Genomic DNA, 24,218 nt, shown 5'->3' with positions numbered 1-24,218 from the left:
AATCTGCAACTCCCAGATTCTTTTCTTGGGAGTTGCATCCCGTATTATGCTTGGCAAATACGGGAGCTTTTGTTCTATAGCCTCTTAGTTCAAAGTAATAAATTTCTTCGCGAAGAGGCTCCAAGATGATGAATTATCAATTTCGACTATATTAGAAGCTATATAATCCAAATTCATAAATACATTTACGATAACTTCAATTGCTTCTTTATCACGGGCAAGAAGATGTTCAAGCAGTTCTTTCAAACCAAGTTGGTTGTCCTGAAATCCCCAATACTCTGGGTTACTTATGATAAAGGCATCAACAGCGATTCCAGTCTTTAAATTTAAGGTGATTGAGAAAAAAGCATCGGTGGCCATAACCTCTTGGCGAGATAGATTTTCAGGGAGTTTATTGAGATCAATCTTTGTTGAGATCAATGCGGTTAATCCAGTGTAATTGCCGTCATTATCTTTGGTGGTTGAAGTAACTACTCCTTTGATAAAAATTGCATCACCATATTCTTCGGTATAGCTTTTCACAGTGGCTTCTAAAAGCTCAATCGCACTGGGAATCATTTCATTGCTTTCTTCACGAGTTAAAAACTTGGTAAGATCCAGACCAAGAGAGCCTTTTAGGACAGTCGTAGGAGATGTACCATCGCCATAATCATAACTGAGGTTGTCGACTTTTATTTCGAAACTATTTTTTGAACCGATTTTGCGATAAAGCCCATTAAAAGCGACTTTGGCTGCATGTTCATTGTTGATTTCTACTGCGTTAAACTTGAGATTTGCCACAGTGGCTTGATTTTGAAATGGAACCAGAATATTTGCAATCTCTGAGTTTAATAAATCAAGAGTGTTGCTTGCGAACACACTGGAAAAAAGGCTGAAACTTAAACAAAGGGAACAAAAAAATTTTTTCATTATAAACATCCTGTTTTTTAAAGTTTATTTGGGTTTATCAGTTTCATATTTTTTATTACAACATGAAGCAGAGCTTCAAGATTGCTTTTGTAAAACTGAGGGGGCTATTATGGCATTTTTTTGCAACAAAAAAAAATCTTCTAAATCGTTTTAGATGTAATGTATTTTTTATCAGGAGCGTTCAAAATGGATTTTACAATTAGGAAAATGATTAGGTTAAATCCATTCAAAAATTTTTATTAATAACATTCTCCGCGATGCTGCCTCTAACGGTTATCGCTTCTTTTTCAGCGAAATTAGCTTTGATTATTGTACATATAATACCTTAGTGAATTATATAATGTACGTTTATTTTTTAGGATTCCAGTTCTCATTCTGAATCGATAAATTGGTAAGACATACCCCCATAATCTTGGACAAAAATCAGGTACTGAGCTGGCTGCCATGTTGGGGTGCTTTAAAAGGTTCTGGCGTCGCGCCTACGTACCGTGCTTTATGCACGGTATCCAGAATGATGCATTGGGTTACTCCTGAGTTCTTTGTATATAGTAAGATCTCCTGGATACCGCGCATAAATCCTGAGAGTTCCTCACAAAATCGAAATAGGAAAATACCTATTCTACATCTACAGGGATGACAGCTTTTTTGACTTCGATATAGGGTGTCCATTCCTTAGAGTAGATGGATTCAAGCAACAAATGATCTTTACCTTGATTAAATTTTGTGAGGATCTCTAGGCATAAAGCGCAGCAGGTAGGGTGAAAAATTTTGGGGGAGATCTCTCAAGAAAAAGTTGTGGTACGTAGGCGCTGGCCATCCAAGTGTCCAAGAAAAATTATTTAAGTGATCTAAACCCTAACTCCCATTGAAAGCGGTTTCTACTGGTTTTAATCATAAATCCAGCAATAAATAGATTTATTTTTATACATCCTAATTGATAATGATAATCATTATCAATTAGGATGTATGTCGTTTTTAATAATTTTTATTAATCATGATTAAAATAATTGCAATGTTTGCTGCAATTTTGCTGATACCATTTCATGTTTTTGCAAAACCTGCAGTATTAGAATGGCGTCCTAAACGATTCTCCTATGAAGGGCATGTATTTTTTAATGCGACCAACTCAGCAGTTCAAGGAGAAAAGTATTTGCTTAACCAGCAATTATCAAACGTTAAATTAGGTTCTGAGTTGCAAATTAATGATTGGAATAAAACGAAAGGATTGCTGATTTACAATACGCTACCAACTCCCATCAACCCACAATTTTATTTTGATCAACTTTATCATGAGTTAAAAATTCCTAACTCACACTGGTACCTTGAGGGAGGGAGAAAATGGGTGGCTTTTGGCAACTATAAAAGTGATCTTATTTACAAGCCTCTGACAAAAGCTTTAGGGCAAACCAATGAATTAACAGCGGTGATGGGTTACGACGCAGATTATTATATGAATGTGTCTATATTTTCGCCTTACTCACGTATTAGTTACTCTTCTCTTCCTTATTACAATTTAAACGTAGGTATTCATAAAAGAACCTATGATATTGGCGGCAGCTATCTATATTCTTTAGCTGATAGCCAGCTTTTTCAATACAACAAAGGGTTTGGCGGTTTTTTGGAGAGAACCATCCACAGCAAAGTTCCTGGTTTTGCTGCTTATGTACATTTAAATTATAAAAAAGCGGGCGCTAGTTTAACTTATGTTACCGCGGTTCATCCATTCCAACTTTCGGAACTGAGCTATAATAGGAAGGGAGCTAAACCTCAAGCTTTTAGCCTTCAAAGCAGTTATGAGTTAATGATAAAGAAAACTCCCGTGAAATTGATTGGATTTTACGAATATTCTTATGACGCTTTAGCATTAAGAATACCAAAGAAGCGACTCGGTGTAGGTCTTGCTGCATATCCCAAACGTTATCTTACGGCGCAATTTCAATATTTCAAAGATTATGAATACAGTTCCCATGATGAAGCCTCGGGTCTTACTAAGACTATTGTGGGGTCGTCTGCAAAAGTAAATACGTTTGCTTTGCAACTCATAGTGAATTTTTAATTATTCCAGATCATTCTTTATAAAAATTCGTTCCTAATTATTGCAAATGATAATCATTATCGTTTATATTGCAAATGATAATGATTCTCATTTTGGTTGTCTTGAATGATTTTGGTCTGGGCAATCAGAAAGTTGTCTCAATAAATAACAACTTAAGCTATCAGACAATAAAGAGGGTGGTGCGTATGATTTTATCGAGTTCTCACATTAATGAGCTAAACGTTCAATTACGTTCATTATTATTGAATGCTGATTTTCCTGTTTCATCCAACCAAATGGAGCATTTTCTTTTTACCTCTTATCAGCAGTGTTTCAATCGGTTAAAAAGGGCGGCTTTTTCAGAAGGATTAATTGATAAAAAAGTAACGAGCCAATCTATTGCTACTTATCTTGAGCTCCTGAAGATTTATGCAAAAAATCGAAAGGTTCAATTTAAAAACTGGCACTCATTAAATGAAGAATTAAATGAAAGCATTGCGAACCAAGCTCTAGCTCTTGCATATCAATACCAGTGGCATAAAAAAATAAGACGCCAGGCAAAGGGGTATTCTAATTTGTGGTCTTGGCTAATCGAACAATTTGATCAGCAGCAAGTACTTAATTTCTTAGAACAATGGGGATGTATGGGGCATCCATCCCATCCTAATTTTCGTGCCAAAATAGGGTTTAACCGTAGAGAAGTTATACAGTATTCTCCTGAATTCAATTCAGAAGTCACTATTTGTTGGGCAGCAATCCATCATTCTCTTGCATTTACTTCGACTTCAAAGTCGGTTTTTCATTGGATATTTAGCAATCATTTTCCCAAGGAATACAGTTTGTGGAGTGAATCCCTGCGATTAAAGAAACTAAAATCGGAGGATTATTACCCATTACCCATTCACCCCTGGCAGTGGGCTAATAAATTACAGACGCTTGCAAAACCCTTGGTTGAGGAGCATCAATTTATACTCAATCCAGTATACCAACAAACAAAACCTTCGATGTCATTTCGTACCATGATGCCACTCGCAAAACATGGTCCTCATTTGAAATTGGCTGTAGGCGTACATACAACTTCATCTTTGCGTACGGTTTCCCCTGCATCTGTAAGTAACTCATCTACATTATCACAATGGCTCAATGAATTACTTGCACAAAATCAATATTATAGAGGGAAATTATTTTTGGCTCGTGATTTAGCTGGTATCAATGTGTTACATCCCTCGATTCCTGATAATGAAAAGAAACATTTGGCCCTCATAGTTCGTGAAAACCCGTTGCAATGGATTAGATTAAACCAAAAACTTGTTCCAGTGGCATCTCTCTTTAAACGATCACCTATAAGTCGAAGATCTTTATTGAGCGAACTCATTGAACTCAGCAAAAGTAATCCAGTAAATTACTTTACTGATTATTGCCGCTGCGTTTTAGCAAGTCAGCTGCATCTATTGTTATGTTATGGGATTGCATTGGAAGCCCATCAACAAAATACGTTAATTATTTTTCAAGCAAATCGTCCTTCGGGTCTTGTAATACGTGATCTAGGAGGGATAAAAATTTGCAATCATCCACTTTATGAGAAAGTAATTAAACCCACACTACATCCAGATTCAACCATAACCTGTACTGGACTAAGTGAACTGAGTAATAAATTTATACATGGTAATCTGCTGAGTAATTTGGCTTATGCTATTGATTGTTTAAGTGTCGATTATGAGCTATCTAAGCCTATTCTTTGGCAAAGGGTAAGACAAATTCTCGATGATATTTTAGAAGAACTTAGAACTAAAACTGAGTCCCAAATTCATCATTGGCATCGAACGAAATTGCTTGTTGAACCTTGGCAACAAAAATGTTTGCTGGCCATGCGTCTTCATGAAAATCAAAACGAAGATTTATTTTCTATGATTAGAAATCCATTGAGCAGAAATTATGCCTAAATCACTTCAGCCGCTCATTTTAGTAAGTCAATTTTTTATGATCCTGGCTTTAGAAATGACAAATCCCTTTTTGTCTTTGCTCATAGCCTCCCATAGTGAAGGAGCACTTCAGGAGGTGGTATTTTATAGTATGCTCAGTTTCGTATTGCCTATGCTTGCGAACATTATCATGGGACCAGTATGGGGGATTGCAGCCGATCGTTATGGTTATAAATCGATGTTAATGCGTGCAGCTTGGGCATTGGTAGTTACCCAACTGGCCATGATGTTTGCTCATTCTCTCGTCTGGATTTTAATCATTCGTATTTTGCAGGGGGCTTTCGCAGGCTTTATTGTATCCATGCAAACTTATTCATTAAGCCTTTGCGAATGGCATCATAAAAGTCGACAGCTGGCGCGTTTACAATCTATAAAGGCGATTGCTACTACTCTAGCTGGTTTCATAGGAGGAATAATCTTAGCTGTTACCAATTACCAAGGATTATATGGGATTGCTACGGCTATTTGCTTGGCTATAACACTTATTATGCAATATTACCTTCCGGCAACACCAAAAAAAGCGGATAAAAATCGGAATCAAAAACCCAATAGACTGTTGGTTGATTCGAAGCCTATATACTTTCTATGTTTTTTAATTACCTTAACTCAAATCATTAAGTTTTTACCTGATCCGGGATTGTCTTTATTTATAAACGATTCTTTTTCTCATAATTTAATTCTTATCGGTCTGCTTTATTCTCTCCCGGCTGCTGGAATGTTAGTGAGTTCTGAATGGTGTGGGCGTCAGTTTGATCAATGTCGAGGTGACATTTTTTTAGTACATCGCTATTTAGTACGTTACAGTGTAATCGGTTTAATTCTTATGTTATGTCAAGCAACTACAAGCAATCTCTTTCTCTTTGCTTGTTTCCGTAGCTTATGGGGAGTGGTTTTAGCTGCCCTATTACCTGCATTATGTGCTCTTTTAAGCGATCGTTATTCTTTACCTGGTTACGCACTTGGTTTAGCAAATTCTTTTGCCAAACTAGGAAATCTCATTGGCCTATTACTCGGAGGCATGCTGATGAATTGGCTCGCTTATTCGACACTGTTTGTAATTATTGCCAGCTTCTATGGCTTATTTGCTCTTTTTGTGGCGGGGTTTCATGGATTTTTTATCAATCCGGTACCTCGGATTTCCAATGCGTATTCAGATAGTACATCATGACCAATAAAGAACTTCTACTTATATTATTTACTTGGTTTTTTGGGAATTTGGATATTCATTTTATTACCCCAGCATTACCTAAATTAGCCAATTCTTTTTCAGTGAAACCGAATATTGCTCAATTTACCATTAGTCTTTTTTTACTGGGCAAGGCATTGAGTATGATTTTGTGGGGAGTTCTTTCTGAACATTATGGCAGGAAACCTATATTTATTTGGGGCTTGTTATTGTATCTGATCTCTAATCTTCTCGCTGCATTGAGTCCTTCTATTGGCGCTTTATTACTTTGCCGTTTTGTTCAGGGAATGGCTGTAGGAGCAACATTGCTTATGGGGAGGGCAATGATTAATGATACTCATGATGAACAGCATGCAACCCAATACTTTGCCTGGTTTTTTACTCTGGGAGGTTTTTTTATATGCTTTTTACCTTTTTTGGGAGGCTTAATTAATAGTCATTGGAATTGGCAGACTGCATCTATAATCATCGCATTGTATGCGCTGTTTCTATTTCCCTTGAGTATGAGGATACAGGAAACAAAACCAAATTATTCATTGAGCTTGAGTTTTAAAGAAATAATAACAACAGTTTTCCGACATCCTATTTTTGTTGGTTATTTATTGATTTCTGCATTAATGATGGCCGGTGAATCCGCTTTTAATACTTCTGCATCATTTATTTTGATTAAAGGGGCTCAATGGAGTTCCACCCAGTATGGTCTTGCTAAAACAGTTATGGCAATCATGCATTTATTAGGCACAGCATGCTGCGGCATCTTGGTTAAGTATTATTCGAGCAGGCAACTCACTGCATTTGGGGTTTATTTTTTTGCTTTTTCAGCAGTTTTAATGTGGCTGTTTAGTCTACTTTCTGACACGATTTATCTTATCTTTATTATCCCAATGCTGATCTATTATTTTGGCACCGGATTTATTGTGGCTAGTGCAACTTCCGTAGTCGTACGCCCGTTCCCGAAACAAATGGCATTGGCTTTAGCTTTAACCCTATTTTGTCAATTCAATTGTTCAGCCTTATTTAGTTTTATTACGAGCGCCATTGGTATTAAAGATGTAAGTTCTTTTATGTGCTTACTGTGCTTGATTGGTTTTTTCAGTTTAGTTACCTTAAGTCGGCTTAAGTTAAATGAGGAGAAATTATCCCAACACAGTATTGGTGTATAATAAAATGGTTATCCTACGTATCCTTCATACATCTTCATCCCCTCAGTATGAATTAATCCATCAGCATGTTTTAAGGAAGGTTCTTCATCTATTAACAGCGCTTGTAGTGTGTCAATCTGGTTCAATTTATTTTGCAAGCGGTTTGCAGACCTTGAAAATAAAAAGAAAATAGGCGCTTTATCTTCAGCAATTTTATCAAGTTCAATATTGACCTTTCGACGTACTATTTCGAGTATTCCATGAAGGTGCACTACCATCTCATGTTTATCAAGAAAAGAAGAATAATCGATGCATGGGGTTAACTCAAAAAAACCTTGCTCTCTGACCCAGGTACAATGATCACAAACTGCTTTTAAAAGTATTTTCTTTTCTTCTAAAGGTAATTCAATATTTTTTGTTAATTTTAATAAATGCCTTGCATCCGCTAATAATGCATGCATAACCGCTTGATTTTGTTGCCAGGCTTCTTTTTTAGCAGGTGATATTGAAGTTTCATAATTTCTGCAAATTTTTCTCAGATCACCTAAAATACGTTCGTCATCAAAAGGCTTTTTATTATTTAATCCTCCAATAACCCAAAATAAAAGAAATCGATAGGCCTCACTTCCTTCAAGAATATCTAATTGGGGTAATTTTTGATGTAAACGCGGCTTTTTCAAATTTAAAAGTATCTCTTGATATTGAGCACTATGCATTTCTATCTGTTCAGAAGAGAACAGATAGAGGTGCCGCATACATGTTGAAAGCTCGATTGGATTCATTCTTCGTCGAAACAATTCAAGTGAACACTGCTCACCTTTGGGTTTTTGATACTCAATAAGATGCAAAAGTCTTAATAAGCTAAAATTGATACGCATGTATTTATTCTCTATTTTTAACTGATACTAAAAATTAAAATGCGAAAATAACAAAAAATGACAATCGTGATTTTTTATATTACAGACAGTTGATTATAAAAAGCAACAATTTTGAATTATCCTGATATGAAGATATTTTTTATTCATCATCCATGATGATTAATTGACTATCAATCCAATTCGGTACTTTGAGAATGGCCCTCAATTAGCTTACTTCTCCACTTCGTTTTTTTCCTAATGACAAGCCCTGAAGCATATAAAACAACTCCAGTAAGGATAAGCGATAATGTCCGAATAATTGTTGGACTTGATGATGCATCATAAAGTAAGGCCTTTCCTGCAGCAAAAAATAAAACAAGGAGAACTGATTTCGCAATAAGGACATCATTGCGCAGTGTTGAAACGCGGAGGATAACAAGAACATACATAAGCCAGGAAGCAGACACAGCCAAGGTACTGGATTCGGAAGTTAGTTGATAAAGACTCATGATCGCAAGGAGATGTGCTGCTGCTAGTAATGCATAATAATATTCTTCTCTATAAACTATTTCCTGGCGATTTTGTATTAATAAATACCAAATGCTGGCAAAAGAAACCCAAGACACTGCAGACCATGACAATCCGCTGCCATTCACTAAGTGGCCTAATATACTTAAGTATTCAATCCCCAAAATAGCAGAGAGCGCCAAAAATGGGATTAAGAATGTAATATTCCATTGTATCCATTTAATTTTTTCATGGAAGAGGGTGTAAGCAAAAACAATTACTGCAAAAAGCCATGGTCTTAGATTTAACGGCAAAAGGCCAAGGTAAATAGAATGGAAACAGACAAGGGTTACAAAGGTCAGCAGTACATTACGGCTGTTAAAACGACGATCAGGAAACCATCTTTTAGCTGAGCAATAGAGTCCGACTAAAAGAGCTGCTGATGCTAGGGAAACACATGAGGCTAGAGTCTGATCAATACGACTTAGATAATAATACTCCATTGCATAGAAAATCAATAAGACTGGAAAAAGACTCCATGACTCTCTCTCAGTGAGCTGTTTTTTGGTCAATTGTGTAAAAAATAGAGTACCAATTGAATAAATAAGAAAATTAAGAGCAAGAACTGTAGCGATTAACACATCTTGATTAAGTTCTAGTCCAACGATTGCTGTTATTGATATTGCTAAGTAAGCAGAAATCATAGTTAAGGTACGCGACTCTACCCAAATAGCAAGTGTTGCAAAATTCAAAGAACAAATAGTGAAATAATACAAAGAAAAAATAGCATTATTTTCAACACCGGCAACAATGGGGGCAAAGTATGCACCTAATGCAGCCACAATCGCATAAATATCATGTTTAAACCGTAAATAAAACCAAATAGAAATCCCTGAGATAATGGTTGATACGGCAATGACTGTTTGAAATGAAATCAGCAAATAATATTGATATGCGGCATAACAGGTAAAATAAAGTACTATTGCTCCAGCAGCAGGTAAAAAGCATGCATATATTCTATCCGCATTGGAAATAACAATTCCTGCGGTAAATAAAGCCATTCCAAATAATGTCGCTACTCCAAGTTGCTTTTCATGAGTTAACCACCCAGATTCAATTGATAATTTAACAATGAAGCACGCTGCTAGAATAAAACAAACTGAAGCAACAAAACCTAACCAATTACCTGACATAGGCTTGGGTATTGATTTGTCCGTATTTTTTTTGTTTTTAATTGATTTAGATTGTTTTTGCGCGGTCGCTGATCCGATGCCATTAATCTTTTCAACTAGCGACATTCGTACTTCTAATGCGTGTATGCTTTTTTCAATATCCGATTTCAATAAAATACTACCCTATATATTCAAATATGGATAATTTTACATCATTTTGCGTATTTATTGCGAGAGTTCTTTTAAAATAATTATAAAATTTTTCATTTCAAGGGGGGATTATCTCAAAAAGGAAGGTGCAAAATTAGAGTCAGTGACTGCGGAGTGCTCTTTACTAAGCACGGATCATTCTCCTTGGAAATGAGCCAGCAAGCATCTGGGGGTGGGGATGCATTCCCAACCTGCAATACAGTTATTGTTTTACTTGGTTTTCAAGCCAAAATCTCAATAATGCAGTTACTGCTTGCGGTTGCTCAACATGAGGCATATGCCCACAATCCTCAATAATTGCTAATTTTGCTGAAGGAATACCAGATTTCATTGATTGCTGTGTTTCCAAAGTAAAAGCACTATCTTGTCTGCCATAAATAATTAATGTTGGGCATACTATTTTATGAAGTTGCAGTGTTGTTGGTTGACTATTTAGCATCGCTTTAGTCTGATTCAGAAATCCTTGTCTGGGAAATTTTGATTGTCCTTCAATAAGAGTGCTCATTAAGGTCCTGTCATTGCTGCGAGAGGGGAAAACACTGGTTGCATTGATTTCAATGAGTAATTTTTCGAGCCGGTCATTTTCAATTTCATGCTGCCACTGCTCAAAATATTGGCGTTTCTCGTGGTCTAAATCACCTGTCCAACTTCCCATGATAATCAGGTGAGAAACTCTATGAGGTGCTTTTATTGCAGCGAGTTGTGCTACCCAACCTCCCAAAGAATGCCCACAGATAATAAATTTTTCAGGTGCATCTTTAATGAGTTGTTCTGTCATTTCTTCTATGGTTTCTGCGTCGGGAAAATACGTGACAGTAATATCAGCGATGTCAGAAAGATGCTCGCTTTGATGTTTCCATAATAGTTCCGTTCCACCCCATCCAGGAACGATAATCAGGTTGTGTTTCATAGTTACTCCTTAGGTAAAACAATTGCATGACAGGCATAACCACCATCCACTCTTAGCGTTGAACCCGTCATATAACTTGATGCATTGGATGCAAGCAATAATACCGCTCCAGCTAATTCTTGGGGATCGGCAGCACGTTTTACTGGAATTGCTTTTCGCCATTTTTCACCTTCAGGTCCTTCTAAAATTTGTCGTACCATTTCAGTTGACATCCAACCGGGTGCAAGACAATTTACGCGAATCTGATAATCCAATAATTCGACTGCCATATTACGCGTTAAATGTTCAACGCCCGCTTTAGAAGTGGCATAATGGACACGATTAAGCTGGGCGTGATCGCCACAAGCCGAAGAAATATTAATGATGTTACCCTTAATTTTATTTTTTACCATATGCCTGGCAATTTCTGTAGACATCAGCCAAGTTCCTTTCAGGTTTGTGTTCAGTACTTTATCCCAATCATCTTCTTCAATTTCGAATAAAGGTTTATCAGCACCTAATATGCCTGCGCAGTTTACTAATATATCTATAGTTCCATAATTTGTTTCAATTTCAGAGATGGTTTTTAAAATTTGCGATTTATTGGTTACGTCGCAAGTTAAGGCAAAACAGGATTTTCCCTGGGACGTCATATCTTTTGCAAGCAAATCAATTACTGACTTATTCGTATCGATCATGACTATCGTAGCACCTGCTTGAGATAGAATATCAATAATAACTCGCGCTAAACCACCAGCAGCTCCTGTAACTACAGCCACTTTCTTGTCTAATGCATACAGAATTCCAATGTCCATATTTTTCTCACCTCAAAAACTCAGTTATAAGATAAATACTCCAATATCTTCTTCAGTTAACGTGCGTTTAGAAAAAGATTATAGAAGAAAAGGTGTTTTTTTTAAAAGTAAATTAAGATATTCCTATGATTTTCCATCCATTAGCAGGGGTAAAAGCAGGTTGATTTGCAAAAACATAGATACACCCTTTGGGATCAATTGCAAACAATGGGACGCTACGTATATTCAGATACTCCTCATAGGAAAACTGCCCTGTTATTAAGGTGGTTTTTATTTTGCAGCCTAGATTCAATAAATTCTCTATGCATTGATAAGTAATATCTTGTTTGAAAAGATTTCTACCACTATGTTTAAAACTAAATTTTTCTTCCCTTTGCCCTTCTTGAGGAAGTACTGTTTGAATGGCAAAAATTTCTCGCTCAGGAAAAAAATAGCGGTAATGTTTGGCTGCAAGAATGTTTAACTGCAAATAGGGCGTGAGAATTAATAAATGTTTGATATTGAATAAATTAAGATTGTTCTCGACATGTTGAGAAATTGGGTTTCCCCAAATCGTTGCCAATCCCTTCATTTTTGCGTTGCTAAGAGCTGACCAATCTTCATCAATAAGACATACGTAAAAATTGTTTTCCTGTAACTGTTTTGCGATTGCTAGGGCGACTTTATTCGCACCAATGATCAAAAAGCCTTGAGGTTCGGGTTCAGCGACTTTCAATTTTAGAGCAATTTTTTTCGCTGTAAGACTTTGTAGTATAATGGTACCAATAATCATAAAAAATGTTAAAGGGACAAGTTTTGATACTTCAGAAAAACCTAAGCTGCCTAATCGCATGGCAAATAAAGCAGATATCGCTGCAGCAATAATACCTCGAGGTGCAATCCATGCAATCATATGCCGTTCAGGCATAGTTAATGTAGAACCTAAAGAACATAAATAAACATTTAGAGGTCGAATTATAAATTGGATTACCAAAAACAATAAAAGTGCAGGGTACCCTAAATCAATAAATGAGGATAAATCAATCCGTGCAGCTAAGATGATAAATAAGAGTGACAAAAGGATTAAACTCAAACTTTCCTTGAAATTCAAGATATCATCTAATTCAATACCTTTAATATTGGTTAACGTAAGCCCCATCACGGTTACAGCAAGTAAACCGGATTCGGAAGTAATATAATTAGAACTGGCAAAAACAATACTGATAGCACTTAATACGGCGAAGATTTGTAAGTATTGAGGAATCCAGTATTTTTTAAATGCTACTCCTATAGACAGGGCACCAATAACACCTAAAGAGATACCACTTAAAATTATTTCTCCAAAAATAAAAGCACCAGAAATAAAACCATCGGATAATGTATTTGAAATAATAAATTCAAATACTAAAACCGCTAAAATAGCACCAATAGGATCAATTAAAATTCCTTCCCACCGTAAAACATTAGCAATATTTGCATTCGGTCGCAAAATTCGTAACATGGGTGCAATCACTGTCGGGCCAGTCACCACCATAAGTGAGGCAAACAGGAAAGAAATTTCCCATGAGAATTTAATTAAAAAATGGGTTGCAACAGCTACGGATAAAAAGGTAATGAGCGCTCCCACACTAATTAAATTACGGATTACAGAGCCCATACCGCTGATTTTAGAAAACTTTAAAGTCATGCTGCCTTCAAACAGAATAACTGCAACTGCAAAAGAGACAAAAGGAGAAAGTATTCCACCTAATTGCTCGTCAGGTCTGAGCCAATGCATTATTGGACCGAAAAAAATTCCACTAAGAAGTAAAAAAATTATTGCAGGTAATTTGAGGTGCGAGGCAACCCATTGGCATATAAAACCCGTGAGTAAAATTAAAGAGAATATAAGAACAATTTTTTCGGGCATGATTTCTATTCCAGTTTCATTTTGCATGACAAAATTGTCGATGAAAATTAAATAGTTACTTTTCTATTATTAAGTATACTACTAATGGAAATAACTAAGGTTTACATCATGTTTTGTTACAAATGCGCTGCAGAAAAATAAATCTTGAATACTTGGTTATGATGCTGCTGACTAATTGTATTGATTATTATTTGAGCATCCATGTGATACACTTATTACATTGAGAGCTCTAAACTGAGTCCTCCTGGAACACGCCGAGGAATGACTGTGAAATTACAAATTAAAGAAATCTTGTATCTTTTATCTGCTATGAAAGATGTTGCCACAGCTCAGGGGAAACAGGCTTTAACACCTTTGCAACAATCCTCTCTTAAAGCGGTATACGCTCATGTTTTTGGGCACAAAGATGAATTGCAATTCGCACAACTCCTTGAAACACCGCTTCCAAGTTTTACCCAGGTCTTTCCTAATGCAATAAAGGCAGAATATGTATTACGTTTTCTGGTAGTCACTGCATTGATGGATAGAACACTTGACGGGGAGAAAATTAAAACCGTTTTTGACTATGCTGAGGCGGCTCATATTAATCCTCATTATTTGAGTCAGTTAAAGAAAACGTTAGAAGGAGATTTTCAGTGGCTTATTAAAGATATTATGCGCAAGAATCTTGAAAGTTTTGATATTTTTCCCGATCTTGAAGATGAAAAAGATATTGATAATTGGCTTTTTCCTTACCGCGGTGCCAAAAAAAATCCGCAACTTGCGCAACGTTACGAAAATCTTCACCGTTTACCTAAAGAAAGTTTTGGGTATCATATTTGGATGCAATTTAAAAAGAATAATTACAAATTTCCTGGGGAAGAGGAAGGAGCGAACTATCAATTTATTATGCCTCATGACTCCCTTCATGTCCTAAGTGGATACGATACGAGTCCTTATGGAGAGCTCTTGGTTTCTGTATTTACCTCAACAATGCTGGAAAAAAATTCGATTGACGGTCACGTTATTCCCGTTATTTATTCTTTTTATTTGGGCATTAAGATCAATGAACTTGCCGGTTCCGCCCAGGTAGTAATCGATCCTTACGAGTTCTGGGATGCTTGGTACAGAGGCTCGCAAATGCAAATTAATTTATATTCTAAAGGATGGAATATTTGGGATGTTGCTGAAATCCCACTTACTCAATTAAGGGAACTGTATCATGTTTTACCTAAAGCAGACGAGCGTAAAACATATTAAAAATTACGAATTGATAAGGAAATAAGCGGATCCAGTATAGAGTATCATTCAGCAATTGGTTCGATTTTTAAGTTCCATAACTTTATGCGTGGTCTCAATTCCATATACAGGTAAATTATCGGAGTGGAGCAACCCTAATTGAACTAAAACAGAAGCTTGGTCCCAATAAACATGCTCACTCGCAATTTTCTCATCTTGAAAGGCAACTACAGCTACTAGAGGAATTTCTACTCGTTTCCCTGTTGGTTCAATGTCCTTTAACATCCAATCCATGCGAATCGAATGTGTAAATTTAAAAATGAGCTCATCAACAATCTGATTCATTCCGATAGTCCTTGATACAAGTGTCGTTTCCGTATCTTGGGGCATTTGTGGGATAAAAGACGTGCTGTAAAATTGTTCTACCTCTTTTTTTCCAAATCCTCCCATCATTGTAGGCACATGGTTTACATAGGGATTATCAATCATTGTTTCCATCGTTTGGTTAACATTTTTCGCTTCAAATTCATATCGAGTATGATTTTCCCAAATTTCAAGTAGTTTTTGTTGTTCATGAGTCAATTCATTCTGATTATTCATAGAGTTCCTTATCTATGCTTAGTTCTTATTTATTAATTTAAAATATAGAAATAAATATGAGGATATTCAAATGAGTTACTTTGATCTTAATTGTAATGGAATAAAATCAAATAGTTGGTTCAATAATAGAATGATCTCAGCATAATCTCCCACCACAAAATCAATTGAATCATTATTTAGCATTAATTGTCCTAAATGTGATAAACTTGCCCATGTTGAATTTTATGAAGGCAATAAAGGGTTTGTTATGAGAAAAATTTGCAATTTAAAACAGTCTTCAAAAAGCAAATTGGGGGCTTGTTATGGATACAGCTTCTTTTGGGCTAAAGGAAAATTAACGCTTCCTGAGAATGCTAAAGAGAAGGAACAAGAGATTCCACTCACCGAAGCGATTGAATGTGTTCAATGGAGTCAATTTATACCTTCTGCAAAGAGTGAATGGATTCCTGATGTGTATATGGATTGGAATGAAGAAGCGATAACAAAAGATATACAGAAGATGTTGGTGAATAATGGCGATGCTGTAATCTTGAAATATTTTGGACTTATTGCTGGCCATGCGCTTTCGATAAAAAAAATTGATGATGGCATCTATCACTATTTCGATTGTAATGATGGCATTTATGAGTTTAGTGATGAGGAATTTCCTGCAATCATTAAGAAAGTTACATGCAGTTGGTATAGTAAACTCTTTTACGGGTTTGGGTTGGAAAAAGTTTCTGCTGATACTGATTTTGAGCCAAGTATTATAAAAAATATCTTCGCGGTAGCATTCTTTTTTTGCGCAAAAATTCTTACTTCTCCAATTGGAGCAGGTAGGTTGGCGTTTACATTATATGAGATCTTGGCTGATCAATGCGATAAATTAATTAAAGGCTTGTCAGATTTTATCTCAACTAAGCTCGACAACCATAATACAGAAACCGTTGCTCCTTAGATTAAGAGAGTTAACCTCATTTCATTTACTTAAAAACCTCCTTCTTTGCTACTGATCAATAAGACTAGAGATCAGTAGTGCATCATATAAAAATTAATTAAATGAACAATAAATGGGGTGATGATCTAAAAATTATTAACATGATTAATTCATGTTAATAATGCCTTAATATTAATCATTTAGAATACCACCTCCAAATATAAGTCCAATTATTTTTAGAGGGTAGAAGTATGCAGTCGAAATATATGCCGGATATGGGGTTTGATTTAGATGATGCCATAGAAGATGAAAAGGTTTCTAGTATTAACGTTAGTAATCAATCATTAAGTGACTCGAGTCAAACACATGTCGAACCTAGCGAACCTTCTATTACCACCGCCGTTACTTTCTCAACGAGTCAAGAAAGCTTCGAATCATCTTCTGTGAGTTCTTATGAAACAGAATATAATGAAACAGACAAAAACCAAAAACTTTCTGGTGAGAGCGATGAAAGTACTTCATCAAATCCGTACAAAAGTTCTGAAAAGAGTAGCGATTCATGGGCGGGAGCAAAGTTTTTACTAAGCCCTATTGCTTTTCTGGCTGATATGATTACAACCCCATTTAGTGGGAAGAATCCAGTTTCCAGTACTGAATCAGATGAGATGAGTTCAAAACAGGTAGTAGATGAGAATTTTGATGAAGTGGACTATCTGGAGCACCAAAAAAGTGTTGATTCAACAAATAAAATTTTAGCAGCAGCGGTTGATACGGTTTATGGAGCGCTAATGACGAGTCGCGAAGAATGTGAACAGCATACGTTTCACTGTAAGGAGCGAGAGAAACTTGATAAAAAGACAGGAAATACAAAGAATGAAGAAATGGTGAATGTTAATGTATTTCTTGATAAAAAGCAGAAACCGTTATTACCTGGGGCTCGCAAAACCTTAAAGAAGCATGCGGAGGCAAAACAACAAGCGAAAAAAGACTGTGGAGGGGATTTGCCTCCACCCAGCGAAGCGGTTACCCATGCTAAAACTGAATTTGAAATTGCTCACGAGTTTGCACAAGGTGAGGATGACTATGACAAAGCAGGCAGCGTAATCCATACAGCCAAAGGAGTTGCTGAAATAAGTGCTCTTGATTTAGAAACATTTACAGGCGGTGTCACTGCGCAACCTGGTTTTGTCACTCCTCTGCCATCTAACAACTTTTTATACAATCTCATGATTGAAAACTCTAAAAAGGTAGTTGAACAAAAATTTAAGAAGAAAGTTACTGGTGAAGAGAATAGTGAAATCGTGACTAAGCCTTCATCGATGAAACAATAAAAATGCATTAAAGATGGTCTATTCAAATCCTTCTTTAAGTCTTCAATGCAGGGGAAATTGTACTGTTTATTTTTCCTTGCATTTATTTGAAACTGTAATGAGTTAAAAAAACTCTTTTTTGGCAATAAATTTTACATTATGATAATATTATTCTTTTTGCTATATGAATCATCAGGAGGAGATTAATGATGGATGATCCTTTTGGAGATCCTAATATTATTGAGGATATACAAGCTTCTCTTTTAGTGGATAAGCCTGCTTTACCTTCGGAATCTGATAATCAGTCCGGTGTTCCCTGGCAAGATTATTGTGATACGGATTACACCAACCAAATAGATAAAGAATTTCAGGAATATGAGACTTCTCCTGACTTTTATGAAACGAATCATGATGAAAAAGATAACTCATCAAATCCCGGTAACAGGGATAACGAACGAGTAGACTCTTGGGCAGGTGCTAAATTCTTGTTAACACCGGTTACATTCATTGCTAATTTTGCTGCAACTCAGATTACTGCTTTGAAAAATGCTGTTTCAAGTCGTTCGGATACCGAACACTCTCGCCAAGCAGATGAGACTACTAAATTAGATGAGCTGGGCTCACCGAAAAAAATCATGGCATCACTGTCTCGTGAAACACCTACTCGTTCTGAAACAGCATTTACAACTCAAGATGAACTCTTTGATAAAGTTGGTGCGCCTCCTAATGAGGAGGGTATTTGTTCTCCAATGGTCAATTTATATTTTGAGGAACAATTAGGCTATCGGGATCGTAGTTATAGAGAGGGTGATCCCACCCATATTTATGAAGAAGCAATAAAAGAAAAACAGCACCAAATTGATCTCATCCATAAAGGAAAAGACGGTGTTCACGCGGTATTTGTAGATCATCATATCCCTTATGATAAAAAAATAGTGAAAGCAAGCGAAAGTGAAAGTGAGGAAAAAGTAGAAACTTTGCTAAAAGATTATGATCAAATGCTGGTTACTTATCCTGTTGTTCGGGAAGATGGAGAAATGGATAGGCACCAAATTTATGTCGAAAAAGTGGATGACTCTCGTTGTGCTCGTTTTGATGTCAACAAACAGGGCGGTGTCGATGAAATGCCTTGTAAAATGTTTTACCAAAAACTTGCCAAGAAGATTGCAAAAACTCATGAAGGCAACACTGATGACGAGGAAGAAGTGGTTGTTGCTGGAATAATGAAAAGAAAATAGATAACTAAGTTTATCGCTTTTCGCCAAATAAAGTGACTTGAAGCGAACACTAAAATGTACCCTCTCCCTATTCGTATAAAATTCTGGGAGAGGGAATTTAAAATTCTTAATCTTTTGAGAGTGTAAATAAGCTCTGCGCTTCTGGAACTTCAATATCCTGCCTGGATTTATACTTGTTGAATAAAGTTGCTCTATTGCCGCTAACCACATGGATTTTTTTCCTGATATTCTCCATAGGTGATTCGATATCTTTAATCATCGAGAAACAGGCTCCTGCATAATGCATGACCGAGTCATCGCTGCTAACCTTAGGGGGAATCCCCGCATGAGCTTCATTTCCTGGAAACGACAATGAATCGCCACAAATATGTGTAGCAAAACTTTCTTCGGGTTGCGCTGCTAAGGGAGCACCAAGACAGGTATTGATCTCAATGGTTCTTCCATGCACATTGATCGATTTAGTTTCACTTCTATGGCCTATTAATAAAGCGTACTCGCGATCATCAGGATCGCTAAACTTATCAAGCGCAGAAGGAAAATTCATAAGATTAATTTTTTTAATTTGCGGTAAATCAAGAGTAGCCAGCGTTTCTTCCAGTGCTTCATGAAAAATATATTCCATTGGATATAATAATTCCTGAATTGCGAATGCACCCAAACTCATCCCTTTAATCGTAAGAACTCCTTCTTTGCTTAAACTGTGGTCAGCAAGGAGTAATAATTGATAGAGATTGTGGTTTAAACGGTTTTTATAAGCATCGACATAAAAAACACCTTTGCCAAACACAGGGCTATTAAAGGGTATTGTTTTGGATCGGGAATGATTTAAACGCGATAATGCATTGTCTTCACCATAAATAGAAGAAAGAACAGAAGAAAATCCAGGTTGTTGAACTGCTAAAGCTTGGCGCTCCCCAAAATGGATTGCCTCGCCGTTCGAACTCTCAAAACGAACGCAAGCTAATACATCGTATTGTAAACTCAGACAATTGCGAAACTCTGGTGCTGCAAGATAACTTACTGATACAGGGTAGGGATGTGCCTTTTCCCATTCATCAAACAGATTTCCTCCTTGTAAATTAAGCCCATGAAGCACGGGTGAAAATTCTGTTCGTCTTCCATCAGAAAGAGGTAAAAAATAGGCTTGCGGTACAATCAAAGGACTGACAGCTGCCTCTTCCAAAGATAAATACTCTTTATAGAGTAAATCATCTTCAGTGGTACCAATTACTTCCAGCAATTTACGCGATGAATTGTATTTTTCTTTTCTTCGTTGATAGGCTTGAGCAAATTCAGCAGTATGGTCGCGTGGCATTACTAATCGACCATCAGAATAAATAGCCTTAAATTTTTTAGAGATTAATCGAGATAAAAACCCTGGATAATCCATTTCTTTATACAAATTCCCAAGTGGGGAACTTTCTTTTTGTTTCGCTAAAAAAAATTGTTTTAAGACGTTATTATGCTTTTCAAGGATATAAAACTTGTTTGACTCATGCAGTTGTTGAACTAAGTTTAATTCTTCTCCATTAATATGCATTGCATGCAGTTCCTTTTTGGTTAAGGAATTTTTCATTATTGGAGCTAAAGGATGTTGAATCGGTGAAACAGGAAATAACTTTTGTATCGTTTTGGGAATCACTTTTGTCATTGTAAGATTTTTTGATATTTTAGTTCTTAGCGATAAAACCCTTTCTAATTTAGTGAGCATGAAATCCTATCCTTGTATTGTATTAAGACATGTCTTGAGAATTACTTTAACACAAAGTGGCTATATTTTATTGTGTAAATAAAAAATAAAAAGCCTTGAAAAGGGCTCAAGGCTTTTAGTAAGAATTGGATATTTAAACCAGTGCGAGTTTTTGATTGTCTTCCTGTTCAACAACACATTGTTCTAAACCAGTTTGACAAATCAAATCTTTATTTTTTCTAATTACTGACTCAGTTAAATAATTCAATGCAGAAGGAATCTCACCATTTTTTATCTGATCTAAGGTTAATGTTGGATCCTTTTCAAATAATGGAGCAAGACAGATTAGTGCTTCCATATTCGAGATAGTAATCGTAAGTACCCCACCGCTTTTTGCTGGCGCTTCAATAGTGAAACCATCTGTATGAGCCGAAATACAAGTATACGCTTTGGGAGCTACTTCTTTTGCTACATTTATCCATAACTCTCGTTCACAAATCGGCATATTCACTAGTGCAGCTTGTTCCTTCAATATGCTTTTATATTTCTCATATAATTCAGCTGCTTTTGCAGCCTTTATATCCTGGGGATCCTGACTTTCGCAGACGTAGGTAACAAAATCATCATAAGCAATTACTTTATCAATTTCTAATTGTTGATATCTTTTCATTTTCTCAGTCGGTATAACGCTTAGCTCGAGTATCGATGATTCTGAGACATCAAAACGTTTCGCTTGTCTTAAATCATCAAGCTGAATGATACCGGATTCTTTTTGGTTGACAACGATACAATGACTTATAGGCAAATGAAGATGAGGCACTATTGTTTCGCATTGATACGAAAATATCGAAGTACCACGCTCTTCACCATCAAAAGGCTGATCATACTCCACATCCCATGCCGTTTTGCTGCAGACTTTTGTTGCTATGCTGATTAATGAAATTTTTGGGAAGTATGATTTTTTGGCTGCATCAAGTCCAAAACCAAGAGCTACACTAGGGCAATAGGTAAATGAGTGAGCTGCTTTTGTGTTTCCTTTGAATAAGGAGAAACCGTGGACATGCGACTCGACAATTTCACTTTTCTCGGAAGGACTCAAATCGTCCACACAGGTATATCCTTTAGATTTCAGAAAACGGGCAAACTTAGGACGCATTGCTTTTATCCCTAAGCCAGGATAATCTAAACAACCAAGAAAATGCTCAACTGAGACTCCTCTATATATTATTGGCTTCTCGGTTACTTCAATAAATTTGAAATTATATATTTGCTTAAATTGTTGTAAAGCGGAGACATTGTGTGACTCATAAGCGCTTCCAATAATTTTAACAGCTTTTTTTAGACCACCTTTGCGGGCAAAGAGAGAAGCCCCAACTTCACATAAACCAAAAATCTTATTATACATCTTGAATACCTCTTGAGTAACAATTTGCAATCCTTTCTTGAATATCCAAATAATGCTCAAATACCGATCATTAAACATTTGTGCAACTAGTATATTAAATGAACATTAAGGAAAAATTAAATTATTAAGGTATAAATAAATTTTAGGTCACTTAGGGTTTATTTAAGATTCAAATTTTGTACGAATAACCTATTGATTATTTTTAGAATGGGGTTGGGCTAGTTAGGGTAATGGTAACTTTTTATACGAATGTAGCTGCTGGATAGCAAAAATAAAGCCTTGAACAGACGCAAGGCTTTTAGCTTGTAGCTTAAGTTATTTAACATAGATTGAGTTTTTGAATTTCTACTTCATCGACACATTTTTCTAAACCAGTTTGACAAACTAGCTCTTTATTTTTTCTAATTACTGACTCAGTTAAGTAATTCAAAGCGCAAGGAACCTTACCATTTTTTATCTGATCTAAGGTTAATGTTGGATCCTTTTCAAATAATGGAGCAAGACAGATTAGTGCTTCCATATTCGAGATAGCAATCGTAAGTACCCCACCGCTTTTTGCGGGCGCTTCAATAGTAAAACCATCTGTATGAGCCGAAATACAAGTGTACGCTTTGGGAGCTACTTCCCTTGCTACATTAACCCATAGATCTCGTTCGCACGGCGATAAATTCACTAGTGCAGTTTGTTCTTTGAAGATGCTTTTATATTTCTCATATAATTCAGCTGCTTTGGTGTCTTTTATATGCTTTGGATCCTTACTTTCACAGACGTAGGTAGCAAAATCATCATAAGCAATGACTTTATCAACTTCTAATTGTTGATATTTTTTCATTTTTTCTCTTGGAATAATGCTTAGCTCAAGTATCGATGATTCTGAGACATCAAAACGTTTCGCTTGTCTTAAATCATCAAGCTGAATAATACCGGATGCTTTTTGGTTGACAACGATACAATGACTTATAGGCAAATGAAGATGAGGCACAATAGTTTCGCATTGATACGCAAATATCGAAGTACCACGGTCTTCACCATCAAAAGGCTGATCATACTCCACATCCCATGCCGTTTTACTGCAGACTTTTGTTGCTACGCTGATCAATGAAATGCTTGGGAAGTTTGATTTTTTTGCTGCATCAAGTCCAAAACCAAGAGCTACACTAGGACAATAAGTAAATGAGTGAGCTACTTTTGTGTTTCCTTTGAATAGGGAGAAACCGTGGACATGTGCCTCGATAATTTCCTGTTTCTCGAGAGGACTCAAATCGTCCAAACAGGTATATCCTTTAGATTTAAGAAAACGGGCAAAGCTAGGCCGCATTGCTGATATTCCTAAACCAGGGCGATCGAAAGAACCAAGATAATGCTCAACTGAGATTCCCCTAAATATGGTTGGATCAGTTACTTCAATAAATTTAAAATTATGTTTTTGCTTGAAACGTTGCAACGCGACGACATTGTGTGAGTCATAAGCGGCGCCAGTAATTCGAACAGCATTTAGAGTAGCGCGACGGCTAAAGAGCGATACCCCCAATTCATATAAACCATACATCTTTAATACCTCTTGAACAAAAATTTGCAATCCTTTTTTGAATCTCCAAATAATGCTCAAATAAAAATACAATATCTGATCATTTAGTGTGTACAGTGTATAAAATATGTATTAAAGAAAAATTAAAATAAGCCATAAAAATTTTTTAGAACGATATAAATAAATTTTAGGCAACACTTAAAGTACAATTGAAATAACGAGCGAATACCCCATTAATTATCTTTAGGATAGGGCAGTGTTAATTAGGGCAGGCATAGTGTTGGCAGTATCTACCCCTAATATTTTAAGGATGAAAATTAGAGTCAGATAATGATTGATTATTTTCTTTATGCTCCATTATTTCTCATAAAATTATATTCTGGGGAAGTCGGGGGCGTAGGCACGTGAAAAAGCAGTTGAAATTTTAAATGATTACCAGAGCATAAGGTTAAAGAGTTAAAAAAATAGCTTGGGGAGAACAAATCAATCAAGTATCTGATGCGGTAATATAAAGGAGGGCGATTACGATTACGTATCTTCAAATAACCTTTGTAGCAGAGCTATGGGATGATAATGGGGTTAAGCTAGTATTGATTATTTTTAGTCACAAAATTTAAATTACCAACATTCCAAAATAAAAAGTAAAAATAGTTCGAGTCAAGACTATTTTTTTAAATTTTATTTGTATACCATAGATACGTGCCATTTCTTTTCTTCATCC

The 24,218-nt window shown here is 36.1% G+C and carries 18 protein-coding genes; 8 read left to right on the top strand and 10 right to left on the bottom strand.

Annotation, left to right across the window (positions count from 1 at the left end; all coding sequences use genetic code 11):
* Positions 1–84: 84 nt before the first annotated feature.
* Positions 85–909, bottom strand: a complete 825-nt coding sequence (locus LXO92_RS12360) for a hypothetical protein (protein WP_182349875.1) — start codon at positions 907–909, stop codon at positions 85–87.
* A gap of 994 nt (positions 910–1,903) precedes the next feature.
* Here LXO92_RS12360 and LXO92_RS12355 point away from each other — a divergent pair.
* From LXO92_RS12355 to LXO92_RS12340, 4 genes are all read left to right on the top strand, one after another.
* Positions 1,904–2,965 (top strand): LbtU family siderophore porin, encoded by a 1,062-nt coding sequence (locus tag LXO92_RS12355; RefSeq protein ID WP_304599221.1) that lies wholly within the window; start codon positions 1,904–1,906, stop codon positions 2,963–2,965.
* A gap of 185 nt (positions 2,966–3,150) precedes the next feature.
* Positions 3,151–4,887 carry an IucA/IucC family protein gene (locus LXO92_RS12350; protein ID WP_232891072.1) on the top strand — a complete coding sequence of 579 codons (1,737 nt, stop codon included), beginning with the start codon at positions 3,151–3,153 and terminating at the stop codon, positions 4,885–4,887.
* The gene (locus LXO92_RS12345; RefSeq protein WP_232891071.1) at positions 4,880–6,094 is read left to right on the top strand and encodes an MFS transporter; all 1,215 of its coding nucleotides are present in this window, start codon (positions 4,880–4,882) and stop codon (positions 6,092–6,094) included. The genes LXO92_RS12350 and LXO92_RS12345 overlap by 8 nt, the downstream gene beginning before the upstream one ends.
* Positions 6,091–7,275, top strand: coding sequence for an MFS transporter (locus LXO92_RS12340; RefSeq protein WP_232891070.1), 1,185 nt, complete (start codon positions 6,091–6,093; stop codon positions 7,273–7,275). Before LXO92_RS12345 ends, LXO92_RS12340 begins: the two co-directional genes overlap by 4 nt.
* A gap of 8 nt (positions 7,276–7,283) precedes the next feature.
* Here LXO92_RS12340 and LXO92_RS12335 read toward each other — a convergent pair whose 3' ends face one another.
* The 5 genes from LXO92_RS12335 to LXO92_RS12315 all read right to left on the bottom strand — a co-directional run bounded on the left by LXO92_RS12335 (position 7,284) and on the right by LXO92_RS12315 (position 13,592).
* A complete protein-coding gene (locus LXO92_RS12335; protein WP_182349872.1) occupies positions 7,284–8,132 on the bottom strand; it encodes a hypothetical protein in 849 nt (282 codons plus the stop codon).
* Positions 8,133–8,302: 170 nt separating this feature from the next.
* Positions 8,303–9,916 (bottom strand): DUF2339 domain-containing protein, encoded by a 1,614-nt coding sequence (locus LXO92_RS12330; protein WP_232891069.1) that lies wholly within the window; start codon positions 9,914–9,916, stop codon positions 8,303–8,305.
* Between the two features lie 286 nt (positions 9,917–10,202).
* Complete coding sequence (locus LXO92_RS12325) at positions 10,203–10,910, bottom strand: alpha/beta fold hydrolase (RefSeq protein ID WP_232891068.1); 708 nt, start codon at positions 10,908–10,910, stop codon at positions 10,203–10,205.
* Positions 10,911–10,912: 2 nt separating this feature from the next.
* A complete protein-coding gene (locus LXO92_RS12320) occupies positions 10,913–11,704 on the bottom strand; it encodes an SDR family NAD(P)-dependent oxidoreductase (protein ID WP_182349868.1) in 792 nt (263 codons plus the stop codon).
* A 112-nt stretch (positions 11,705–11,816) separates the two neighbouring features.
* On the bottom strand, positions 11,817–13,592 hold the full coding sequence (locus LXO92_RS12315; protein ID WP_232891067.1) for a cation:proton antiporter: 1,776 nt from the start codon (positions 13,590–13,592) through the stop codon (positions 11,817–11,819).
* Positions 13,593–13,859: 267 nt separating this feature from the next.
* Between LXO92_RS12315 and LXO92_RS12310 the strand changes: the two genes are divergently transcribed.
* Complete coding sequence (locus LXO92_RS12310) at positions 13,860–14,831, top strand: ubiquinone biosynthesis protein COQ4 (RefSeq protein ID WP_232891066.1); 972 nt, start codon at positions 13,860–13,862, stop codon at positions 14,829–14,831.
* A gap of 48 nt (positions 14,832–14,879) precedes the next feature.
* On the opposite strand, the gene LXO92_RS12305 is transcribed toward LXO92_RS12310, so the two are convergent.
* Positions 14,880–15,410, bottom strand: a complete 531-nt coding sequence (locus LXO92_RS12305; protein WP_182349864.1) for a nuclear transport factor 2 family protein — start codon at positions 15,408–15,410, stop codon at positions 14,880–14,882.
* Between the two features lie 247 nt (positions 15,411–15,657).
* Here LXO92_RS12305 and LXO92_RS12300 point away from each other — a divergent pair, with 247 nt between their 5' ends.
* The 3 genes from LXO92_RS12300 to LXO92_RS12290 all read left to right on the top strand — a co-directional run bounded on the left by LXO92_RS12300 (position 15,658) and on the right by LXO92_RS12290 (position 18,874).
* Entirely contained in the window at positions 15,658–16,347 is a 690-nt protein-coding gene (locus LXO92_RS12300) for a hypothetical protein (protein ID WP_182349863.1), read from the top strand.
* 230 nt (positions 16,348–16,577) lie between these two features.
* Positions 16,578–17,657 carry a hypothetical protein gene (locus LXO92_RS12295; RefSeq protein WP_182349861.1) on the top strand — a complete coding sequence of 360 codons (1,080 nt, stop codon included), beginning with the start codon at positions 16,578–16,580 and terminating at the stop codon, positions 17,655–17,657.
* Between the two features lie 185 nt (positions 17,658–17,842).
* Positions 17,843–18,874 carry a hypothetical protein gene (locus tag LXO92_RS12290; RefSeq protein ID WP_232891065.1) on the top strand — a complete coding sequence of 344 codons (1,032 nt, stop codon included), beginning with the start codon at positions 17,843–17,845 and terminating at the stop codon, positions 18,872–18,874.
* Positions 18,875–18,980: 106 nt separating this feature from the next.
* Here LXO92_RS12290 and LXO92_RS12285 read toward each other — a convergent pair whose 3' ends face one another.
* The 3 genes from LXO92_RS12285 to LXO92_RS12275 all read right to left on the bottom strand — a co-directional run bounded on the left by LXO92_RS12285 (position 18,981) and on the right by LXO92_RS12275 (position 23,518).
* Entirely contained in the window at positions 18,981–20,585 is a 1,605-nt protein-coding gene (locus tag LXO92_RS12285; protein WP_232891064.1) for a hypothetical protein, read from the bottom strand.
* Between the two features lie 133 nt (positions 20,586–20,718).
* The gene (locus LXO92_RS12280; protein WP_232891063.1) at positions 20,719–21,969 is read right to left on the bottom strand and encodes a hypothetical protein; all 1,251 of its coding nucleotides are present in this window, start codon (positions 21,967–21,969) and stop codon (positions 20,719–20,721) included.
* Positions 21,970–22,288: 319 nt separating this feature from the next.
* A complete protein-coding gene (locus LXO92_RS12275) occupies positions 22,289–23,518 on the bottom strand; it encodes a hypothetical protein (RefSeq protein ID WP_182349856.1) in 1,230 nt (409 codons plus the stop codon).
* Positions 23,519–24,218 lie beyond the last annotated feature (700 nt).

Source organism: Legionella resiliens (assembly GCF_021344005.1).
Classification (GTDB): domain Bacteria; phylum Pseudomonadota; class Gammaproteobacteria; order Legionellales; family Legionellaceae; genus Legionella; species Legionella resiliens.
Note: the sequence above shows the minus strand (reverse complement) of the source record. Positions and strands in the feature narration are given on the sequence as shown.

What these genes read in the sequence shown, in the direction of transcription:
- LXO92_RS12360 (WP_182349875.1), bottom strand. Translation starts at nt 909, where the DNA reads ATGAAAAAATTTTTTTGTTCCCTTTGTTTAAGTTTCAGCCTTTTTTCC.
- LXO92_RS12355 (WP_304599221.1), top strand. Translation starts at nt 1,904, where the DNA reads ATGATTAAAATAATTGCAATGTTTGCTGCAATTTTGCTGATACCATTT.
- LXO92_RS12350 (WP_232891072.1), top strand. Translation starts at nt 3,151, where the DNA reads ATGATTTTATCGAGTTCTCACATTAATGAGCTAAACGTTCAATTACGT.
- LXO92_RS12345 (WP_232891071.1), top strand. Translation starts at nt 4,880, where the DNA reads ATGCCTAAATCACTTCAGCCGCTCATTTTAGTAAGTCAATTTTTTATG.
- LXO92_RS12340 (WP_232891070.1), top strand. Translation starts at nt 6,091, where the DNA reads ATGACCAATAAAGAACTTCTACTTATATTATTTACTTGGTTTTTTGGG.
- LXO92_RS12335 (WP_182349872.1), bottom strand. Translation starts at nt 8,132, where the DNA reads ATGCGTATCAATTTTAGCTTATTAAGACTTTTGCATCTTATTGAGTAT.
- LXO92_RS12330 (WP_232891069.1), bottom strand. Translation starts at nt 9,916, where the DNA reads ATGTCGCTAGTTGAAAAGATTAATGGCATCGGATCAGCGACCGCGCAA.
- LXO92_RS12325 (WP_232891068.1), bottom strand. Translation starts at nt 10,910, where the DNA reads ATGAAACACAACCTGATTATCGTTCCTGGATGGGGTGGAACGGAACTA.
- LXO92_RS12320 (WP_182349868.1), bottom strand. Translation starts at nt 11,704, where the DNA reads ATGGACATTGGAATTCTGTATGCATTAGACAAGAAAGTGGCTGTAGTT.
- LXO92_RS12315 (WP_232891067.1), bottom strand. Translation starts at nt 13,592, where the DNA reads ATGCCCGAAAAAATTGTTCTTATATTCTCTTTAATTTTACTCACGGGT.
- LXO92_RS12305 (WP_182349864.1), bottom strand. Translation starts at nt 15,410, where the DNA reads ATGAATAATCAGAATGAATTGACTCATGAACAACAAAAACTACTTGAA.
- LXO92_RS12300 (WP_182349863.1), top strand. Translation starts at nt 15,658, where the DNA reads ATGAGAAAAATTTGCAATTTAAAACAGTCTTCAAAAAGCAAATTGGGG.
- LXO92_RS12295 (WP_182349861.1), top strand. Translation starts at nt 16,578, where the DNA reads ATGCAGTCGAAATATATGCCGGATATGGGGTTTGATTTAGATGATGCC.
- LXO92_RS12290 (WP_232891065.1), top strand. Translation starts at nt 17,843, where the DNA reads ATGATGGATGATCCTTTTGGAGATCCTAATATTATTGAGGATATACAA.
- LXO92_RS12285 (WP_232891064.1), bottom strand. Translation starts at nt 20,585, where the DNA reads ATGCTCACTAAATTAGAAAGGGTTTTATCGCTAAGAACTAAAATATCA.
- LXO92_RS12280 (WP_232891063.1), bottom strand. Translation starts at nt 21,969, where the DNA reads ATGTATAATAAGATTTTTGGTTTATGTGAAGTTGGGGCTTCTCTCTTT.
- LXO92_RS12275 (WP_182349856.1), bottom strand. Translation starts at nt 23,518, where the DNA reads ATGTATGGTTTATATGAATTGGGGGTATCGCTCTTTAGCCGTCGCGCT.